Consider the following 17254-nt stretch of genomic DNA (forward strand, 5'->3'; position numbering starts at 1 on the left):
CCGCCCTGCCGGCCAGCGACGTGGCGTGCCCGGCACCCGGGTGGCGCTCAGGCCGCCAGCAGCGGCACCAGGAAGTCCTGGCTGATGCCGTTGCCCAGGTCGCCAATGCGTTCGAGGAAGCTGGTCAGGAAGGCGTGCAGCCCGACGGCAAAGATGTCGTCGATGCGCGCGTATTTGAGGTCGGCGTGGAGTTTACCAGCCTGGCGCTCGGTCTCGGCCGACTGCTGGTTGCGCACCAGCGCCAGGATCGCCACCACCTCGTCCAGGCTGGACACCAGCGAGCGCGGCATGTCCGGCCGCAGGATCAGCAGCTCGGCCACGCGCTGCGGCGTGATGACGGCGCGGTAGATCTTGCGGTAGACCTCGAAGCCCGAGACCGACCGCAGCACGGCGGCCCAGTGGTAGAAGTCGTTCTGCTCGCGGTTCGGGTCCAGGTCGCCGTGCTCGCGCGCCGACGCCTGGAACTTGACATCGAGGATCCGCGCCGTGTTGTCGGCCCGCTCCAGGAACGTGCCCAGCCGCATGAAGTGGAACGCGTCGTCCTTGAGCATCGTGCCGAACTGCACGCCGCGCGCCAGGTGCGAGCGGAACTTGACCCATTCGAAGAAGCGCGACGGGTCGTCGCGCAGCTCGCCATCGGCGATCATGCGCTGGACGTCCAGCCACGTGGTGTTGATGGTCTCCCAGACCTCGGTCGTCAGCGACCCGCGCACCGCCCGCGCGTTCTCGCGCGCCGCGCGCAGGCAGCTCATGATCGACGACGGGTTGGTCATGTCGCGCACCATGAAGTCGATCACGTCGTCGCGGTGCAGCAGCCCGTACTTGTGGTCGTAGGCGCGGGTCAGCTCGGAGATGTCGAGCATCGCCCACCAGCCCTGCTCGGCCACCTCGGCCGACTGCGGCAGCAGCGAGGTCTGGTAGTTGACGTCGAGCATCCGCGCGGTGTTTTCCGCGCGCTCGGTGTAGCGGGCCATCCAGAACAGGTGGTCGGCGGTGCGGCTCAGCATGGCAGGTTCTCCCGGCGGTCGGCGGTCATGGATCAGCGCTCCAGCACCCAGGTGTCCTTGGTGCCGCCGCCCTGCGACGAATTCACCACCAGCGACCCCTCGCGCAGCGCCACGCGCGTCAGGCCGCCGGGCACCATGCGTACCTCCTTGCCCGACAGCACGAACGGCCGCAGGTCGATGTGGCGCGGCGCGATGCCCGATTCCACATAGGTCGGGCACGTGGACAACGCCAGCGTGGGTTGCGCGATGTACTGCTCGGGGCGGGCCTTCACGACTTCGCGGAACTGGTCGATCTCGGCCTTCGTGGCCGCCGGCCCCACCAGCATGCCGTAGCCGCCCGCGCCGTGCGTTTCCTTGACCACGAGGTCGGCCATGTGGTCCAGCACGTACTGCAGGTCGTCCGGCCGCCGGCACATGTAGGTCGGCACGTTGGACAGGATCGCCTCCTCGCCCAGGTAGAAGCGGATCATGTCCGGCACGTACGGATAGATCGACTTGTCGTCGGCCACGCCGGTGCCGATGGCGTTGCAGATGGTCACGTTGCCGGCCCGGTAGACCGACAGCAGCCCGGCGGCACCAAGCGCCGAGTCTGGCCGGAACACCAGCGGGTCCAGGAAGTCGTCGTCCACGCGGCGGTAGATCACGTCGATGCGCTGCGGGCCCTGCGTGGTGCGCATGTACAGGTGGTCGTCGTCGACGAACAGGTCGCTGCCTTCCACCAGCTCCACGCCCATCTGCTGGGCCAGGAAGGCGTGCTCGAAGTAGGCGGAGTTGTACATGCCCGGCGTGAGCACGACCACGGTGGGATCGGCGATGTTCTGCGGCGACACGCTGCGCAGCATGTCGAGCAGCAGGTCCGGGTAGTGGGCCACGGGCGCCACGCGGTTGCGCGCGAACAGGTCCGGGAACAACCGCATCATCATCTTGCGGTTTTCCAGCATGTACGACACACCGGACGGCACGCGCAGGTTGTCCTCCAGCACATAGAACTCGCCCTCGCCGGCACGCACCACGTCGATGCCGGCCACATGGGCGTAGATGTCGCGCGGCACGTCGATGCCGAGCATCTCGGGCCGGTACTGGGCGTTGTTGTAGATCTGGTCCGGCGGGATCACGCCCGCGCGGATGATGTCCTGCCCGTGGTAGATGTCGTGGATGAACCGGTTCAGCGCCGCCACGCGCTGGCGCAGGCCGCGCTCCAGCGTGGCCCATTCGCTGGCCGGAAACACGCGCGGGATCACGTCGAACGGAATGGTGCGCTCGGTGCCGCTGTTGGACTCGTCCTTGTCGCCGTAGACCGCGAACGTGATGCCCACCCGGCGAAAGATCAGGTCGGCCTCGGCACGCTTGTTGTCCATCGTCGCCGCCGACTGCCGGCCCAGCCAGTCGGCAAAGCTCCGGTAATGGGGCCGCACCGCGCCCTGCGGCAACGCCTGCCCGGCCTCGATGGCCGGCACCGTGCCGTCCTCCCGCCCTTCCAGCATCTCGTCGAAAAACCGCGCCGCCATGATGGCCGCTCCTTCGTGGATGTGGGCGCCCGCCGCCCGGGCCGTGCCGCCAGCCAGCTACCGGTCCCGTCCCGCACGGCCATACCGCCAGCCGCCCTTGTTATCGATGCCTCGTCGAGTCGACGCTTGAAGCATATCCGTACCGGCCAAACCCGCAAGGGGCATGCATCTGGCAGGGTTGGGGTACGCGGAACGATTTAGCAAGATGCGCGCCAGGGGGTGGGGGTGGCAGGCCCTACGGCCTGGTTTGCTCGCCTCTCCCGCACGACACCGAATCCGGCGGGCACTTGCTCAGGATGTCCTGCACCAGTGCCTCGGGCGGGCGGCGGATGTCCAGCACCAGCGCGTCGTGCGGTTCTTCGAGCGTGTCGAACTGGCTCTGCAGCAGCGCCGGGTTGAAGAAGTGGTCCGAGCGGACCGACAGCCGGCTGCCGATCGTTGCCGCATCGCCCTTCATGAACACGAACGTCACGCCGCCGTCGGACGGGGTCAGGCGGTCGCGGTAGGCCTGGCGCAGCGCGGAGCAGGTGAACACGTGGGTCCGGCCTTCGGCGCGGGCGGTGTCGATGGCCGCGCGCATGGCATCCAGCCACGGCCAGCGGTCTTCGTCGGTCAGCGGCACTCCAGCGTGCATCTTGGCCTTGTTGGCCTCGCTGTGGAAGCTGTCGGCGTCATGAAAGCCGCAGTGCAGTTGCTGCGCCAGCAACTGGCCGACCGTGGTCTTGCCGCTGCCGGAAACGCCCATCAGGATATAGATCATGTCTGCTCCATCGAACATGGTGTCGGGTGGTGTTGCCACCCTTGTCGGTAGCCGCCGGCCACGTGCGGCGCGGCACGGCGGTGCCCCGGCACGCCCTGGCCGGGGAATACAAAGTTTCGGAAGAAAGCCGGCGCCCTGACGGCGCCTATTGTGCGACGGCGGCGCCCGTTTGGACAGCCGCGTCGGCCTCGGACAGGTCCAGCGCGCTGCCGCCCTCCTCGGCGATGCGGGCGTGGCGTCGGAACAGGCCGAACAACCCGCGACCCATGCTGAAGTCCGCGAACGGGTCGGCCGGTGCCGGCGCGGCCGGACGGGCCGCGAACGCCTGCTGCGCGGCGGCGTCGCCCACCAGTTCGAGCGTGCCGGCCACCGCATCGACGCGGATGATGTCGCCGTCACGCACGCGCGCCAGCGGGCCACCGGCCAGCGCCTCGGGGCCGACGTGGATCACAGCCGGCACCTTGCCGGACGCGCCGGACATGCGCCCGTCGGTCACCAGCGCCACCTTGTGGCCCGCATCCTGGAGCGCGCCCAGCGCCGGCGTCAGCCGATGCAGTTCGGGCATGCCATTGGCATTCGGCCCCTGAAAGCGCACCACGGCCACGACGTCGCGGTTCAGCTCGTCGGCCTCGAAGGCGGCCTGCAGCGCCTCTTGCGAGTCGAAGACGCGCGCCGGCGCCTCGACCACGCGGTGTTCGTCGGACACGGCCGAGACCTTGATCACGCCGCGTCCGAGGTTGCCGGCCATCAGCCGCAGCCCGCCCTCGGCCGAGAACGGCGCCGACGCGGGCGCCAGCACGGCGGTATCGCCGCTCGTGGTGGGCCCGTCGCGCCAGCGCAGCTTGCCGTCGGTCATGACCGGTTCCTCGGTATAGCGGGCCAGCCCGCGCCCGACCACGGTGTTGACGTCCTCGTGCAGCAGCCCGGCGTCCAGCAGTTGCCCGATCACGAAGGCCACGCCGCCGGCCGCATGGAAGTGGTTCACATCGGCCGACCCGTTGGGATAGACCCGGGCCAGCAGCGGCGTCACGGCCGAGAGCTGGTCGAAGTCGTTCCAGTCGATCAGGATGCCGGCCGCCCGCGCCATAGCGACCAGGTGAATCGTATGGTTGGTCGACCCGCCCGTGGCCAGCAGGCCCACCATGGCGTTGACGATGGCGCGCTCGTCGACGATCTGCGCCAGCGGCGTGTACTCGCGCCCGCGGGCGATCAGCGCCAGCGCCCGCTGGGCCGCCGCCGTGGTCAGCGCATCGCGCAGGCCGCTGTCCGGATGCACGAACGCCGCGCCCGGCATGTGTAGGCCCATGACTTCCATCAGGAACTGGTTGCTGTTGGCGGTACCGTAGAACGTGCAGGTACCCGCGCCGTGGTAGGCCGCGCATTCGGCCTCCAGCAACGCATCCCGGCCCACCTGGCCCGTGGCGTAGAGCTGCCGCACGCGCGCCTTTTCCTTGTTCGACAGGCCCGACGCCATGGGGCCTGCCGGCACGAAGACGACCGGCAGGTGGCCGAACTGGAGCGCGCCCATCAGCAGGCCGGGCACGATCTTGTCGCAGACGCCCAGCATCAGCGCGGCGTCGAACGTGTTGTGCGACAGCGCCACGGCGGTACCCATGGCGATGGCGTCGCGCGAGAACAGCGACAGCTCCATGCCGGCATTGCCCTGCGTGATGCCGTCGCACATGGCCGGCACCCCGCCCGCCACCTGCGCCACGGCGCCCACGGCACGGGCGGCCTCGCGGATCACGGCTGGGTAGCGCTCGTAGGGCTGGTGCGCCGACAGCATGTCGTTGTAGGCGGTGACGATGCCGAGATTCGGCGCATGCTCGACGCGCAGCTTGAGCTTGTCGTCGGCCGGCAGCGCCGCATAGCCATGGGCAAGGTTGGCGCACGACATGCCGCGCAGCGGCCCGAGGTCCTGCTGCGCGCGCGTGCAGCGCGCCAGGTAGGCGGCGCGGCTGGTGCGGCTACGTTCGATGATGCGCTGGGTCACGGCCGAGATTTCGGCGCGGACATTGCCACTGGCGGCTTGGGTCATGGCGGAATGGGTCCTCGTGGGGCGATCCGAACGGGCAGTCAATGCAGCCCGGGGCCGTCCGAATCTGTAGATTTTCTACATTATAGCCACGGCCGGGAGGCGCCCGGAAGCCTTGCCTCGGCGGCGAAATGGCGTTATACGCGCAAATTCCAGTGGAATCCGGGTAAATCCCGAGGGCGACGTCACGCAACAATGGTTCGATTTCATGATTCAAATGTGTAGAATCTCTACAAAATTCAGGGCTGCCACCGAAGCCGAAAAGCGAAGCCGAGAAGCGAAGCCGAGAAGCGAAGCCGAGAAGCGAAGCCGAGAAGCGAAGCCGAGAAGCTGAAGCTCGAAGCCCGGTACAACCAGAAGCCCGGTACGACACCCACGACCTCCCGTCCGACCCTCACCATGCGCGACAGAATCCTCGCCGTCTACGACACGCTACGCCCGTCCGAACGCCGGCTGGCCGACTATGTGGCCCGCCACGGCGCCAGCGTCATCCGCCTGACCATGCCGGAACTGGCCGAGCGCGCCGGCGTCTCGCAGCCCACCATCGCCCGCTTCTGCGCCGCGCTGGGCTACGACGGCTTCAAGGAATTCAAGCTCCAGTTCGCCCAGAACGTCGGCGGCGGCACGCCGTTCGTCCACCAGGACGTGGAAGCCAGCGACCGCCCGGCCGACATCGCCGGCAAGGTGTTCGACCGCACCATCGCCACGCTGATGAGCGTGCGCAACGCGCTGTCCGCCGACCAGATCGAGCACGCAATCCGCCTGCTGGCCAGCGCCCGGCGCATCGAGTTCTACGGCTGCGGCAACTCCGGCATCGTCGCGCTCGACATCCAGCACAAGTTCTTCCGCCTGGGCATTCCCACCACGGCCTACTCCGATTCGCACGTCTTCAGCATGTCCGCCGCCCTGCTCCGGCCCGGCGACGTGGCCGTGCTCGTGTCCAACAGCGGCCGCACCTGGGACATGCTGGCCGCCGCCACGCTGGCCCGGGGCAGCGGGGCCAGCGTGCTGGCGCTGACCCACAGCGGGTCGCCGCTGGCCCGGCTGGCCGACGTCTGCGTGTTTTCCGACGTCGAGGAGGACAGCGAGGTCTACACGCCGATGACCTCGCGCATCTGCCACCTCGTCCTCGGCGACGTGCTGGCCGCCGGCGTGGCGCTGGAACGCGCGGAGTCTGTCGCCGCCGGCCTGCAGCGCGCCAAGGCCCACCTGCGCGAGCGCCGCATCGCCGGCGCCGACCCGGCCCCGCTGGCCGCGCAGCCCGAGGACACCGACACCCCCGCCACCACACGCGCCCCAAGGAAATCCCCCAAGCCAGCATCCAAGGCGTCCCCGGCCCCGTCCGCCCGGCGCGGCAGGACGCCCGCCAAGGTCGACTAGCCCTTCAACGCGGCGCCGGCGGCCGGTCGCGCCAGTAGCGGCGGACATGCTGCCGATACGGCACCACCCGCAGCCCGTCGCCATCCGTGACGATCGTGACCGCGCCGGTCTCGTCGGTCCGGTACCTTGCGATGCCGGCTCGCCCGTACCGCTGCCAGACGTCCTCGCGCGGATGCCGGTAGCGGTTCGCAAACCCGAGCTGGAAGACCGCCACCGCCGGCTGGACGGCCCGCAGGAACGCCACATGCGACGACGTGCCGCTGCCATGGTGCGGCACGACCAGCACGTCGGCCCGCACCTGGGCCGGCGGCGCCCGGGCGATGAACCCCAGCTCCTCGTTCACGCCAATATCGCCCGTCAGCAGCACGCTGCGGTGGGCCGTTGCCACGCGCAGGACACAGCTTCTGGCGTTGCTCGATAGCGTCGCGCGCGTCAGGTCTTCCGCCGTGGGATGCATCACGTCGAACCGGACGCCGTCCCACACCCACCCTGCCCCGGCAGCACAAGGTACCCACGGCCGTCCCGGCAGGGTCAGGAGCCGGTGACCGGGCGCAGCGGCGGTCTGGCGCGCGCTGACCGGCACCGCGCGCATGACATCGAGCACGCCACCCGCGTGGTCCGCGTCCTCGTGGCTGACCATCAGCATGTCCAGCCGGCGCACGCCGACGGCACGCAGGTACGGCACGACGACCTGCGCGCCCGCGCTGGCGCCCGATACGTAGGACGGCCCCGCGTCATAGAGCAGCGCATGCCGGCGCGTTTCGACCAGCACGGCGGTGCCCTGCCCGACATCGAGCGCGGTGACCCGCATTTCCCCTTCCGCGATGGCGTCGCGCCCGCCGAGCAACATCGGCAGCATCAGTACCGCACCGGGCCAGCGCGGCAGTGCCCGGCCACCCGCTTTCGCCCGCAACCGGGGCAGCCGCACCCGGCCCGGTGTCAGCAGCACCACCACACCGGCCAGCGCCAGGCCGGTGACCAGCCACCCCGGCTGCGCGGCTTCCCATACCGCCCATGACGGCGCCGCCAGCCACGCCAGCCCGTCCACCAGCGATGCCAGCAGCGCGTGGGCCACGCCGAGCAGCATCGTCGCCACGTCGGCGGGCAGTACGGCGCTGGCCAGCGCCATTGGCGTCACGAACAGGCTGACGACCGGTATTGCCACGGCATTGGCCAGGCACGAGACCACCGACACCTGCCCGAACAGCAGCAGCGTCAACGGCACGAGCCCGACGGTCACCGCCCACTGCGCCCGCGCGGCCTCGACCAGTGCCCGGACAATCCGCCGCCAGCAGCGCGCGACGAACCCGCCGAAGCCCTGGCCGATGACAGGCGCCCCGCCGCCCCGCGCTTCCTGCCCCGCCGCTTCCTGCTCGCCCGCCTCCGGCCGCCGCGCATGGAAGAAGATCACCGCCACGGCGCCAAACGACAGCCAGAAGCCGGGCGACATCACGGCCCACGGGTCGATGGCCACCGCCACCCCGGCCGCCCACGCCAGCACGACCGACACCGGCGGCGCCCGGCCGCTCCATAGCGCGACGGCCGCCACGATCAGCATCGTGACCGTCCGCAGCGCCGGAATCTGCATGCCGGCCAGCAGGCCATAGCCGAGCGCGGCCAGCACCGTCACCACCAGTCCGGCCTGCTGCGCCGGCCAGCGCAGCGGCAAGGGCCGCCGCAGCACGCCGCCCAGGCCGAACGACCGTCGCCACAGCCCGCGCGCCACCGCGCCGGCCGCCCCGGCGACCATCGTGATATGCAGGCCCGAAATGCTGACCAGATGCGAGATGCCGGTGCGCCGGAACACCTCCCAGTCGGCCTGCGCAATGCCGCGCTGGTCGCCGATCACCAGTGCCACCAGCACCGGCCCGTACCGCGCATCGGCCGGCATCGCCGCGCGCAGGTGGTCGCGCACGGCCGCCCGCCACGCCGCGACGCGGACCATCCACGGCAGCGCGCCGTCGTCGCCCCCGGCTGGCTGGCCCTCCCGCACGTAGCCCGTGGCGTCGATCCCTTCGGCGAGCAGCCAGTACGCGTAGTCGAACCCATGCGGATTGGCCAGCCCGCGCGGCGGCCGCAGCCGCACCGTCAGCCGGTAGCGCTGCCCCGGCACCAGCCGTTCCGGTGGATCGCGCCACGTCAGCATGACCGACGACACGCCGGCGCGTTGCGCCCGATCGTCGTCCCAGCGCGCCACGTTGAAGCGGAACCGCGTGCGATGGCCGGCGTCGTCGGGCAGGCCCGCCACCACGCCCTCGGCAACCAGGTCGCGCGCCATCAGGTCCGGCGGCAGCCAGCGGTCCATGCGCAGCTCCGCGCGCCACGCGGCCCAGCCGAAGGCCGCCAGCGCGGCCAGAGCGATGACCAGTGCCCAGCGCGCATCACGCCAACAGGCCGGGCGTCCGCGCACCAGCAGCGCGCCCGCCAGCATGGCCGCCACGGCCCAGCCGATCCACCACGCGCGCGACGCCGGCAGTTCAGCCTGTTGCTGCAGCAGCCAGCAGCCCGCCACCAACGCCAGCAGCAGCACGCGCATCGAAACCCTCCGACCGGTTGAACAACGGGCGTAGTTGTACCGCGCCGGCACACGGCAAAACGTGTCCGTCTGCTGCGGCGATGTGTCAACAGGTTAAAACGGAGGGAAAGCGGAGGAAAAAGGAGGAAAGACGCGCTCAGCGCGGCGCCATCACGTCGGCAAAGGCGGCCAGCCGTGGCAGGGCCGCCACGGCGTTGCGCCACATGGCATCGGCCAGTTCGCGCTCGGGCAGGCCGCGCAGGTCGGCCATCACGCGCGCCACGCCGGCTACCTCGCCGGGCGTGTTGCGCGCCTTGTGCTGCTCGCCGAACTGGTCGTCGGACAGCCACGCCGGGGCGATGTCGGGCGCGTCGGTTTCCAGCACGATGGCCTCGATCGGCAGTTCGCCCGCCAGCCGGCGGATCTGCCGCGCCCGCGAGAACGTGACGTTGCCGCCAAAGCCGAGCTTCATGCCGTGCTCGACATAGCGGCGCGCCTGCTCGTGGCTGCCGTTGAACGCGTGGGCAATGCCCTGCCGCACGCCCACCCGCCGCAGCCCCGCGTACACCTGGTCCTGCGACTTGCGCACGTGCAGCAGCACCGGCAGGTCGAATTCGCGGGCGATCTTGAGCTGCTCGGTGTAGAGCCAGGTCTGGTGCGCGGCGTCCAGGCCGGGCACGAAGAAATCGAGCCCGATCTCGCCGATGGCGACGAGGCGCGGGTCGTCGATGGCCGCGGCCACGCGGGCGCGCAGCGCATCCAGGTCAGCCTGGCCGGCGCCGGGCGTGCACAGCGGATGGATGCCCAGCGCGTAGACGCAGTGCGCGTGGCGCTGGGCCAGCCCGCTCACGGCGTCGAAGTTGGCCACCGCCACGGCCGGCAGCACGATGCCCGAGACGCCCGCCGCCGTGGCGGCCGCGATCACGGCGTCACGGTCGGCGTCGAACTCGGCCGCATCGAGGTGGCAGTGGGTATCGATCCACATGGGCCGGCCGGGTCAGCGTTCCGGATGCAGGTGGCCGTCGCGCAGGCGGAAGACGCGGTCGCAGCGGCCGGCCAGGTCCATGTCGTGGGTGACGATCACGAAGCTGGTGCCCAGCGTGCGCGACAACTCCAGCATCAGATCGTAGACGCCGCCCGCCGTGTGGTCGTCGAGGTTGCCGGTGGGTTCGTCGGCCAGCACGCAGGCCGGCTGCCCCACCAGCGCGCGCGCGATGGCCACGCGCTGGCGCTCGCCGCCCGACAGCTCGCCGGGCCGGTGCCTGGACCGGCCGCCCAGCCCCACGCGCTCCAGCATGGCCTGGGCGGCGTCGCGGGCGGGTTGCTCGTTGAGGCCGCGGATGCGCATCGGCATCGCCACGTTGTCCAGCGCCGTGAACTCGGGCAACAGGTGGTGGAACTGATAGACGAAGCCCAGCGCGCGGTTGCGCACGATGTTGCGTTCCTTCTCGCGCAGCGCCGTGAACGGCTTGCCCAGCAGCGCCACGCGGCCCGCGTCGGGGTTGTCCAGGCCGCCCAGCACATGCAGCAGCGTGGACTTGCCCGAGCCGGACGCCCCGACGATGGCCACCTTCTCGCCGGCATCGATGCGGATGTCCACGCCACGCAGCACGTCCACGTCCAGCCCGCCCTGGCGGAAGCGCTTGGTCAGGCCCTCCGCCACCAGCACCGGCGTGCCGCCGGCCGGCGCCGCCCCGGCGGGCGCGGCGGCCTCCATCTCGCGGATCAGCGTCGTGTCACTCATAGCGCAGCGCCTCCGCCGGGTTCACGCGGGCGGCCCGCCAGCTTGGGTAGAGCGTGGCCAGCGTGGCCAGCACGAAGGAAATGATGCCGATGGTGGCGATGTCGTTCACGCGGGGGTCCGAAGGCAGTTCGCTGATGAAATAGATGTCCTTGGGCAGGAACTGGACGTGCAGCAGGCGTTCCATGAACGGCACGATCACGTCGATGTTGGTGGCGATCAGCGTGCCGCCCAGCACGCCCAGCACCGTGCCGATGAAGCCGATGGCCACGCCCTGGACGATGAAGATTTTCATGATCGAGCGCGGCTGGGCGCCCATCGTGCGCAGGATGGCAATGTCGGCCTGCTTGTCGGTCACGGTCATGACCAGCGTCGACACCAGGTTGAAGGCCGCCACGGCGATGATCAGCGTCAGGATGATGAACATCATGCGTTTCTCGGTCTGCACGGCCGCGAACCAGTTGCGGTTCTGGCGCGACCAGTCGCGCAGGTACAGGTCGCCGCTCATGGTGCCGGCCAGTTCCTGGGCCACCTGCGGGGCGCGCTGCATGTCCTGCAGCTTGAGCCGCACGCCGGACGGGCCGTTCTGGCGGAACAGCACCTCGGCGTCCTCCATGTTGACCAGCGCCAGCGCGCTGTCGAATTCGTAATGCCCGGACGAGAAGATGCCGACCACGGTGAACTGCTTCAGGCGCGGCAGGATGCCGGCCGGCGTGATGGTGCCCTGCGGCGCCACCAGCGTGACCTTGTCGCCCACGCGCACGCCCAGCGCGCTGGCCAGTTCGCTGCCCAGCGCGATGTCGAAGCCGCCCGGCACCAGCGCGTTCATGCTGCCCGCGCGGAACTGGCTGCCGATGTCCGACACCTTCGGCTCCTGCGCCGGGTCCACGCCACGCAGCAGCACGCCGCGCACGGCGTCGTCTCGGGTCAGCATGGCCTGGGCGGCCACGTAGGGCGCGGCGCCCACCACTTCCTTGTTGCGCTCGGCCTCGGCGGCGGTCTTCTGCCAGTCCTGCAGCGGGGCCGCGCCGATGACCTCGATGTGCGACAGCACCGACAGCATGCGGTCGCGCACCTCTTTCTGGAAGCCGTTCATGACCGACAGCACGACGATCAGCGCGGCCACGCCCAGGGCGATGCCGAGCATCGAGATCATCGAGATGAACGAAATGAACGTATTGCGGCTGGCCCGCTTGCTTGCGCGGGTATATCGCCAGCCGATCTGCCACTCGTAGGGGAAGTTCAAGAGGAGAGTCCTGTTGTTCTGGGAATGCGCCGGGCGGCAGTCTACCCTGTCACGGGTGACGGAAAACTGGCGCCAGCCAGCCGGAAGTTTACAATCTCGCGAACCATGATGACGCACCTGACCCTGATTGTGCCCTTTTCCGTCCCGCCTGGCGCCGGCGACGACGCCACGGACGACGTCGTCCCCGGCGCGCTGCTGCGCCAGTTGGAGTTGCCCGCGCTCGGAAAGTTGCTGACGCGCGCCACCCCGGGACCCCGCGAAACGCACGACGACCCGTACCTGCGATCGCTGCCGCAGGAACGCTGGCTGGCCGCCCGCGCCGGGCTGGACACGGCCCGGGTGCCGACTGCGCCCTTTATGCGGCTGGCCGACCGCGCCGCCGCCGGTCTGCCGGCCACGCCCGATGCGCCCGATGCCGCCCCGGCCGGCTGGGCCTGCCTGCAGCCGGTGCACATCCATGCCGCGCGCGACCACCTGGTGCTGCTGCATCCCGACCAGATCGCCATCCGCCCGAACGAGGCCGACGCGCTGCGCGCCGCCATTGCCGACCTGATGGCCGAGACCGGCATCCCGCTGGAGGCGCCCCACCCGGCCCGCTGGTACGTGCCGGCCGACGTGTTCGGCGACCTGGAAGCCACCACGCCGGTGCGCGCCACCGGCCGCAATATCGACATCTGGATGCAGGCCGGCCCGCGCGCCCGCGACTGGCGCCGGCTGCAGAACGAGATCCAGATGACCTGGCACGCCCATCCCGTGAACGCGGCCCGCGAGGACGCCGGCGAGCTGCCGGTCAACTCGGTCTGGCTCCATGGCGGCGGCCAGGCCGGCACGGTGCGCAAGCTGGCCGACACGGTGCTGACCGACGACCCGTTCATGGCCGGCCTGGCGCTGGCCGCCGGCAGCCGGACGGGCCCGGCGCCGGCCCGCTTTGCCGCGCTGGACGCCACGGACGGCAGCGCGATGGTGATGCTCGACGGCGCCACGCAGGCCCATATCGCATCGGACTGGGGCCTGTGGCTGGACCAGATGCACGCGCTCGATGCCGACTGGTTCCAGCCCGTGCTCGACGCGCTGGCCGCCGGCCGGCTCCAGGCCGTCACGCTGGTGCTGGGCGGGGAAAACCACTTTGCCGAATTCACCGTCACGCGCGCCGACCTGCGCAAGTTCTGGCGCGGCATGGGTGCCCGGGGCGACTGGCGCGCGCTGCTTTCGAACCTGGCCATGGCCGCCTGACCGACTTATCCAGACATGACCCGGATCGCCATTCGCTCCCATTCCCACGAACACGCCGGCGTGCTGGCCGCGGCCGGCCTGCATCCCACGCTGGCCCGCATCCTGTCGGCGCGCGGCGTGCTGCATCCGTCCGAACTGGCCACCGACCTGCCGGAACTGGTGCCGCCGTCGCGGATGAAAGGCATCGGCCACGCGGCCACCTACCTGGCCGACGCCATCGCCGCGGGCCGCAAGCTGCTGATCGTGGCCGACTACGACTGCGACGGCGCCACCGCCTGCGCGGTGGGCGTACGCGGCCTGCGCATGCTGGGCGCGCGCGTGGACTACATCGTGCCGAACCGGTTCGAGTACGGCTACGGGCTGACGCCCGAGATCGTCGAACTGGCGGCCCGGCAGCAGCCCGACGTGATCGTCACGGTCGACAACGGCATCGCCAGCGTCGACGGCGTGGCGGCCGCCAATGCGCGCGGCATCGACGTCGTGGTGACCGACCACCACCTGCCCGGCGCGGTGCTGCCCGACGCGGCCGTGATCGTCAACCCGAACCAGCCCGGCTGCGAGTTCCCGAGCAAGAACCTGGCCGGCGTGGGCGTGATGTTCTACGTGCTGCTGGCGCTGCGCGCCGAGCTGCGCCAGCGCGGCGTCTACACGAAGGACACGCAGCCGCCGCTGCAGACGCTGCTGGACCTGGTGGCGCTGGGCACCGTGGCCGACGTGGTCAAGCTGGACACGAACAACCGGATCCTGGTGGCGCAGGGGCTCAAGCGGATGCGCGCGGGGCGCATGCACCCGGGCGTGGCCGCGCTGTTCCGGGCGGCCGGCCGCGAGGCGGCGCGCGCCAACACGTTCGACCTCGGCTTCGGGCTGGGCCCGCGGCTCAATGCGGCCGGGCGGCTGGCGGACATGTCGCTGGGCATCGAATGCCTGCTGACCGACGACGCCAACCGCGCGTGGGAAATCGCCCAGGAACTGGACGGGATGAACCGCGAGCGGCGCGACATCGAGGCCGGCATGCAGCAGGAGGCGCTGCAGATCCTGGAGCAGCCGCTGGACGGGCTGGACCCGGCGTCGCGCTACACGGTGAGCGTGTTCCACGAGACGTGGCACCAGGGCGTGATCGGCATCGTCGCGTCGCGGCTCAAGGAGAAATACCACCGCCCGACCATCACGTTCGCGCGCGGGGACGACGACCACATCAAGGGCTCCGGCCGCTCGATCCCGGGCTTCCACCTGCGCGACGCGCTGGACCTGGTGTCCAAGCGCCATCCGGGGTTGCTGGTGAAATTCGGCGGCCATGCGATGGCGGCCGGGCTGACCGTCCGCGCCGAGCATTTCGACACATTCGTGGCGGCCTTCGAGGCCGTCGGCCGCGAATGGCTCAACGACGATCAGCTTGCCCGCGTGATCGAGACCGACGGCGACATCGAGGACGCCTGCTTCAGCCCGGAATTCGTGACGCTGCTGGAGGGCCACGTGTGGGGCCAGGGCTTTCCGCCGCCGACGTTCTCGGGCGAATTCGAGGTGCTGCGCCAGACCGTGCTCAAGGGCAAGCACCTGAAGCTGCAGCTTGGGCGCGGCAGCCAGCGCTTCGACGCGATCTGGTTCAACCACGCCGACGCGCTGGACGGCGCCAGCGCACTGGTCGCCTACCGGCTCGACAACAACACGTTCAACGGCGTGACGCGCGTGCAGTTGGTGGTGGAACACGCGCAGTAGGGATTACGTCCCCAACCTCAACAAAGGTCGGCCAACCCGCCTACCCCCTCGGCGGCAGATAGCTTGCCGGATTCACCGGCTTGCCGTTGCCACGCACCTCGAAGTGCAGTTCGCTGGCGCGGCTCATGCTGCCGATGTCCTGGCCGGCCGCCACGCGGTCGTTTTCCTTGACCAGCGGGCGGTCCAGGTTGCCGTAGACGGTCAGCCAGTCGTCGTTGTGCTTGATGATGACCAGCTGGCCGTAGCCGCGCAGCGTGCCCACATGGATGGCCCAGCCCGGCGCGGCGGCGCGCACCTTGCCGCCGGCCGGTACCTCGATGCGCAGGCCCTTTTCGGCCGGGGGCGAGAAACTGCCCGTGACGCGCCCGTCGGCCGGCCATTGCAGCCGGATGGCGCTGGCGGGCGGCCGGGACGGGGCCGGCTCGGACGCCGTGCCGCGCGGCGGCGTGGCCTGCGTGGCGGGCCGGTCGTTGGCCTTGGCCGCCGAAATGCCAGCGCCGGCGGGCGGCTTGACCCGGACAAGCTGGCCGACCTCGATCTGGCTGGTATCGGAAATGTTGCTCCAGCGCGCCAGTTCGGACACCGAGCGGTTGTGGCGCCGGGCGATCGAGTACAGCGTGTCGCCGCGCTCGACGCGGTAGTAGCCCTCGGGCGCCGGCTCGCTGGGCGTGGTGCCGCAGGCGGCCAGCGCGGCGGCCAGCGAGAGCGCCGCCAGGCGCCCCAGCAAACGGCGGCGGGCGCCCGGGCGATGCCGGGCGTGGGGATGGACTGCGTGGATTCCTGTCATGCGTACGGGGAAACTCCTGATCGTGGCCGCCATTGTCGCCGAAGTCACACCAAAAATCGGCAACTGCCGGCCACCAATGTCTGGCAACAGACAGTTCGCCTCCCGAACAGTTCAGCGAAAAGGTGCCGCCCATCGTGCAGGCGGCGGCGGAATCGGGCCGCCGATCCGCTATAATTCCGTGTTTTGCAAGCGCAGAATCTAGGAATCTCCATGGAAGCAGAACGCCTCAACGCCATCTCCGGTGCCATCTCCGATCTCCGTTCCCGGACGGAAGATCTACGGGGGTATCTTTGACTACGATGTCAAAGCAAACCGCCTAGACGAAGTCAACGGACTGCTGGAAGACCCGGACGTCTGGAACAACCCCAAGCGCGCCCAGGACCTGGGCAAGGAAAAGAAGGCGCTGGAAGCCGTGGTGCAGACCCTCGGCAAGCTCACCGACGACCTGAGCGGCGCCGACGAGCTGTTCGAGCTGGCGCGCGAGGAAGGTGACGACGACACGCTGGTGTCGATCGAGACCGACGTGCAGGGCTTCGAGGCCATCGTGGCCGACATGGAATTCCGGCGCATGTTCTCGGGCGAGATGGACCAGGCCAACGCGTTCATCGACATCCAGGCCGGCGCGGGCGGTACCGAGGCGTGCGACTGGGCGTCGATGCTGCTGCGCCAGTACCTGAAGTACTGCGAGCGCAAGGGCTTCAAGGCCGAGGTGCTGGAAGAGTCCGAAGGCGACGTGGCCGGCATCAAGAGCGCGACGATCAAGATCGAGGGCGACTACGCGTTCGGCTACCTGCGCACCGAGACCGGCGTGCACCGCCTGGTCCGCAAGTCGCCGTTCGATTCGTCGGGCGGGCGCCACACGTCGTTCTCGTCAGTGTTCGTCTACCCCGAGGTGGACGACTCGTTCGAGGTCGAGGTCAACCCGGCCGACCTGCGCGTGGATACGTACCGCGCGTCGGGCGCCGGCGGGCAGCACATCAACAAGACCGATTCGGCCGTGCGGATCACGCACATCCCGACCGGCATCGTCGTGCAGTGCCAGAACGACCGCTCGCAGCACCGCAACCGTGCCGAGGCCATGTCGATGCTGAAATCGCGGCTTTACGAGCACGAGATGCGCAAGCGCCAGGCCGAGGCCGACAAGCTCGAAGCCGGCAAGACCGACGTGGGCTGGGGCCACCAGATCCGCTCGTACGTGCTGGACCAGAGCCGCATCAAGGACCTGCGCACCAACGTGGAAATGTCCAACACGCAGAAGGTGCTGGACGGCGACCTCGACCCGTTCATCGAGGCCAGCCTGAAACAGGGCCTGTAACGCCGCAAGAC

At 70.0% G+C, this 17254-nt stretch carries 13 protein-coding genes; 4 read left to right on the forward strand and 9 right to left on the reverse strand.

Translation table 11 applies throughout. From position 1 onward, the window contains the following. Nucleotides 1-47: 47 nt before the first annotated feature. The 4 genes from EHF44_RS17150 to edd form a co-directional block, all read right to left on the reverse strand. On the reverse strand, nucleotides 48-1007 hold the full coding sequence (locus tag EHF44_RS17150; RefSeq protein ID WP_124684761.1) for an alpha-E domain-containing protein: 960 nt from the start codon (nucleotides 1005-1007) through the stop codon (nucleotides 48-50). 32 nt (nucleotides 1008-1039) lie between these two features. Then, complete coding sequence (locus EHF44_RS17155; RefSeq protein ID WP_124684762.1) at nucleotides 1040-2515, reverse strand: circularly permuted type 2 ATP-grasp protein; 1476 nt, start codon at nucleotides 2513-2515, stop codon at nucleotides 1040-1042. Between the two features lie 235 nt (nucleotides 2516-2750). Then, nucleotides 2751-3275, reverse strand: a complete 525-nt coding sequence (locus EHF44_RS17160; protein ID WP_124684763.1) for a gluconokinase — start codon at nucleotides 3273-3275, stop codon at nucleotides 2751-2753. A 145-nt stretch (nucleotides 3276-3420) separates the two neighbouring features. Further along, a complete protein-coding gene (gene edd, locus EHF44_RS17165) occupies nucleotides 3421-5313 on the reverse strand; it encodes a phosphogluconate dehydratase (protein ID WP_124684764.1) in 1893 nt (630 codons plus the stop codon). Nucleotides 5314-5709: 396 nt separating this feature from the next. Here edd and EHF44_RS17170 point away from each other — a divergent pair, with 396 nt between their 5' ends. Further along, nucleotides 5710-6690, forward strand: coding sequence for a MurR/RpiR family transcriptional regulator (locus EHF44_RS17170; RefSeq protein WP_124684765.1), 981 nt, complete (start codon nucleotides 5710-5712; stop codon nucleotides 6688-6690). 4 nt (nucleotides 6691-6694) lie between these two features. Here EHF44_RS17170 and EHF44_RS17175 read toward each other — a convergent pair whose 3' ends face one another. From EHF44_RS17175 to EHF44_RS17190, 4 genes are all read right to left on the reverse strand, one after another. Next, entirely contained in the window at nucleotides 6695-9226 is a 2532-nt protein-coding gene (locus tag EHF44_RS17175) for a DNA internalization-related competence protein ComEC/Rec2 (RefSeq protein ID WP_124684766.1), read from the reverse strand. Nucleotides 9227-9362: 136 nt separating this feature from the next. Further along, a complete protein-coding gene (locus EHF44_RS17180; protein ID WP_124684767.1) occupies nucleotides 9363-10190 on the reverse strand; it encodes a TatD family hydrolase in 828 nt (275 codons plus the stop codon). A gap of 12 nt (nucleotides 10191-10202) precedes the next feature. Beyond that, nucleotides 10203-10922: a lipoprotein-releasing ABC transporter ATP-binding protein LolD gene (gene lolD / locus EHF44_RS17185; protein ID WP_253700121.1), complete on the reverse strand. Its 720-nt coding sequence runs from the start codon at nucleotides 10920-10922 to the stop codon at nucleotides 10203-10205. A gap of 19 nt (nucleotides 10923-10941) precedes the next feature. Continuing rightward, nucleotides 10942-12192: a lipoprotein-releasing ABC transporter permease subunit gene (locus EHF44_RS17190; RefSeq protein ID WP_124684769.1), complete on the reverse strand. Its 1251-nt coding sequence runs from the start codon at nucleotides 12190-12192 to the stop codon at nucleotides 10942-10944. 105 nt (nucleotides 12193-12297) lie between these two features. Between EHF44_RS17190 and EHF44_RS17195 the strand changes: the two genes are divergently transcribed. Together EHF44_RS17195 and recJ are read left to right on the forward strand one after the other, a co-directional pair. After that, entirely contained in the window at nucleotides 12298-13425 is a 1128-nt protein-coding gene (locus EHF44_RS17195; protein WP_124684770.1) for a hypothetical protein, read from the forward strand. A 15-nt stretch (nucleotides 13426-13440) separates the two neighbouring features. Then, complete coding sequence (gene recJ, locus EHF44_RS17200) at nucleotides 13441-15141, forward strand: single-stranded-DNA-specific exonuclease RecJ (protein ID WP_124684771.1); 1701 nt, start codon at nucleotides 13441-13443, stop codon at nucleotides 15139-15141. A gap of 40 nt (nucleotides 15142-15181) precedes the next feature. Here the strand turns inward: recJ and EHF44_RS17205 are convergent, their stop codons facing one another. Next, the gene (locus EHF44_RS17205) at nucleotides 15182-15928 is read right to left on the reverse strand and encodes a peptidoglycan DD-metalloendopeptidase family protein (protein WP_124684772.1); all 747 of its coding nucleotides are present in this window, start codon (nucleotides 15926-15928) and stop codon (nucleotides 15182-15184) included. 210 nt (nucleotides 15929-16138) lie between these two features. Between EHF44_RS17205 and prfB the strand changes: the two genes are divergently transcribed. Next, a protein-coding gene (prfB, locus tag EHF44_RS17210) for a peptide chain release factor 2 (RefSeq protein WP_124684773.1) occupies nucleotides 16139-17243 on the forward strand; the annotation gives its coding sequence in 2 pieces (ribosomal slippage) (nucleotides 16139-16219 and nucleotides 16221-17243; 1104 coding nt in all). The last annotated feature ends 11 nt before the right edge of the window (nucleotides 17244-17254 follow it).

Origin of the sequence: Cupriavidus pauculus (assembly GCF_003854935.1) — a bacterium.
Classification (GTDB): Bacteria; Pseudomonadota; Gammaproteobacteria; order Burkholderiales; family Burkholderiaceae; genus Cupriavidus; species Cupriavidus pauculus_C.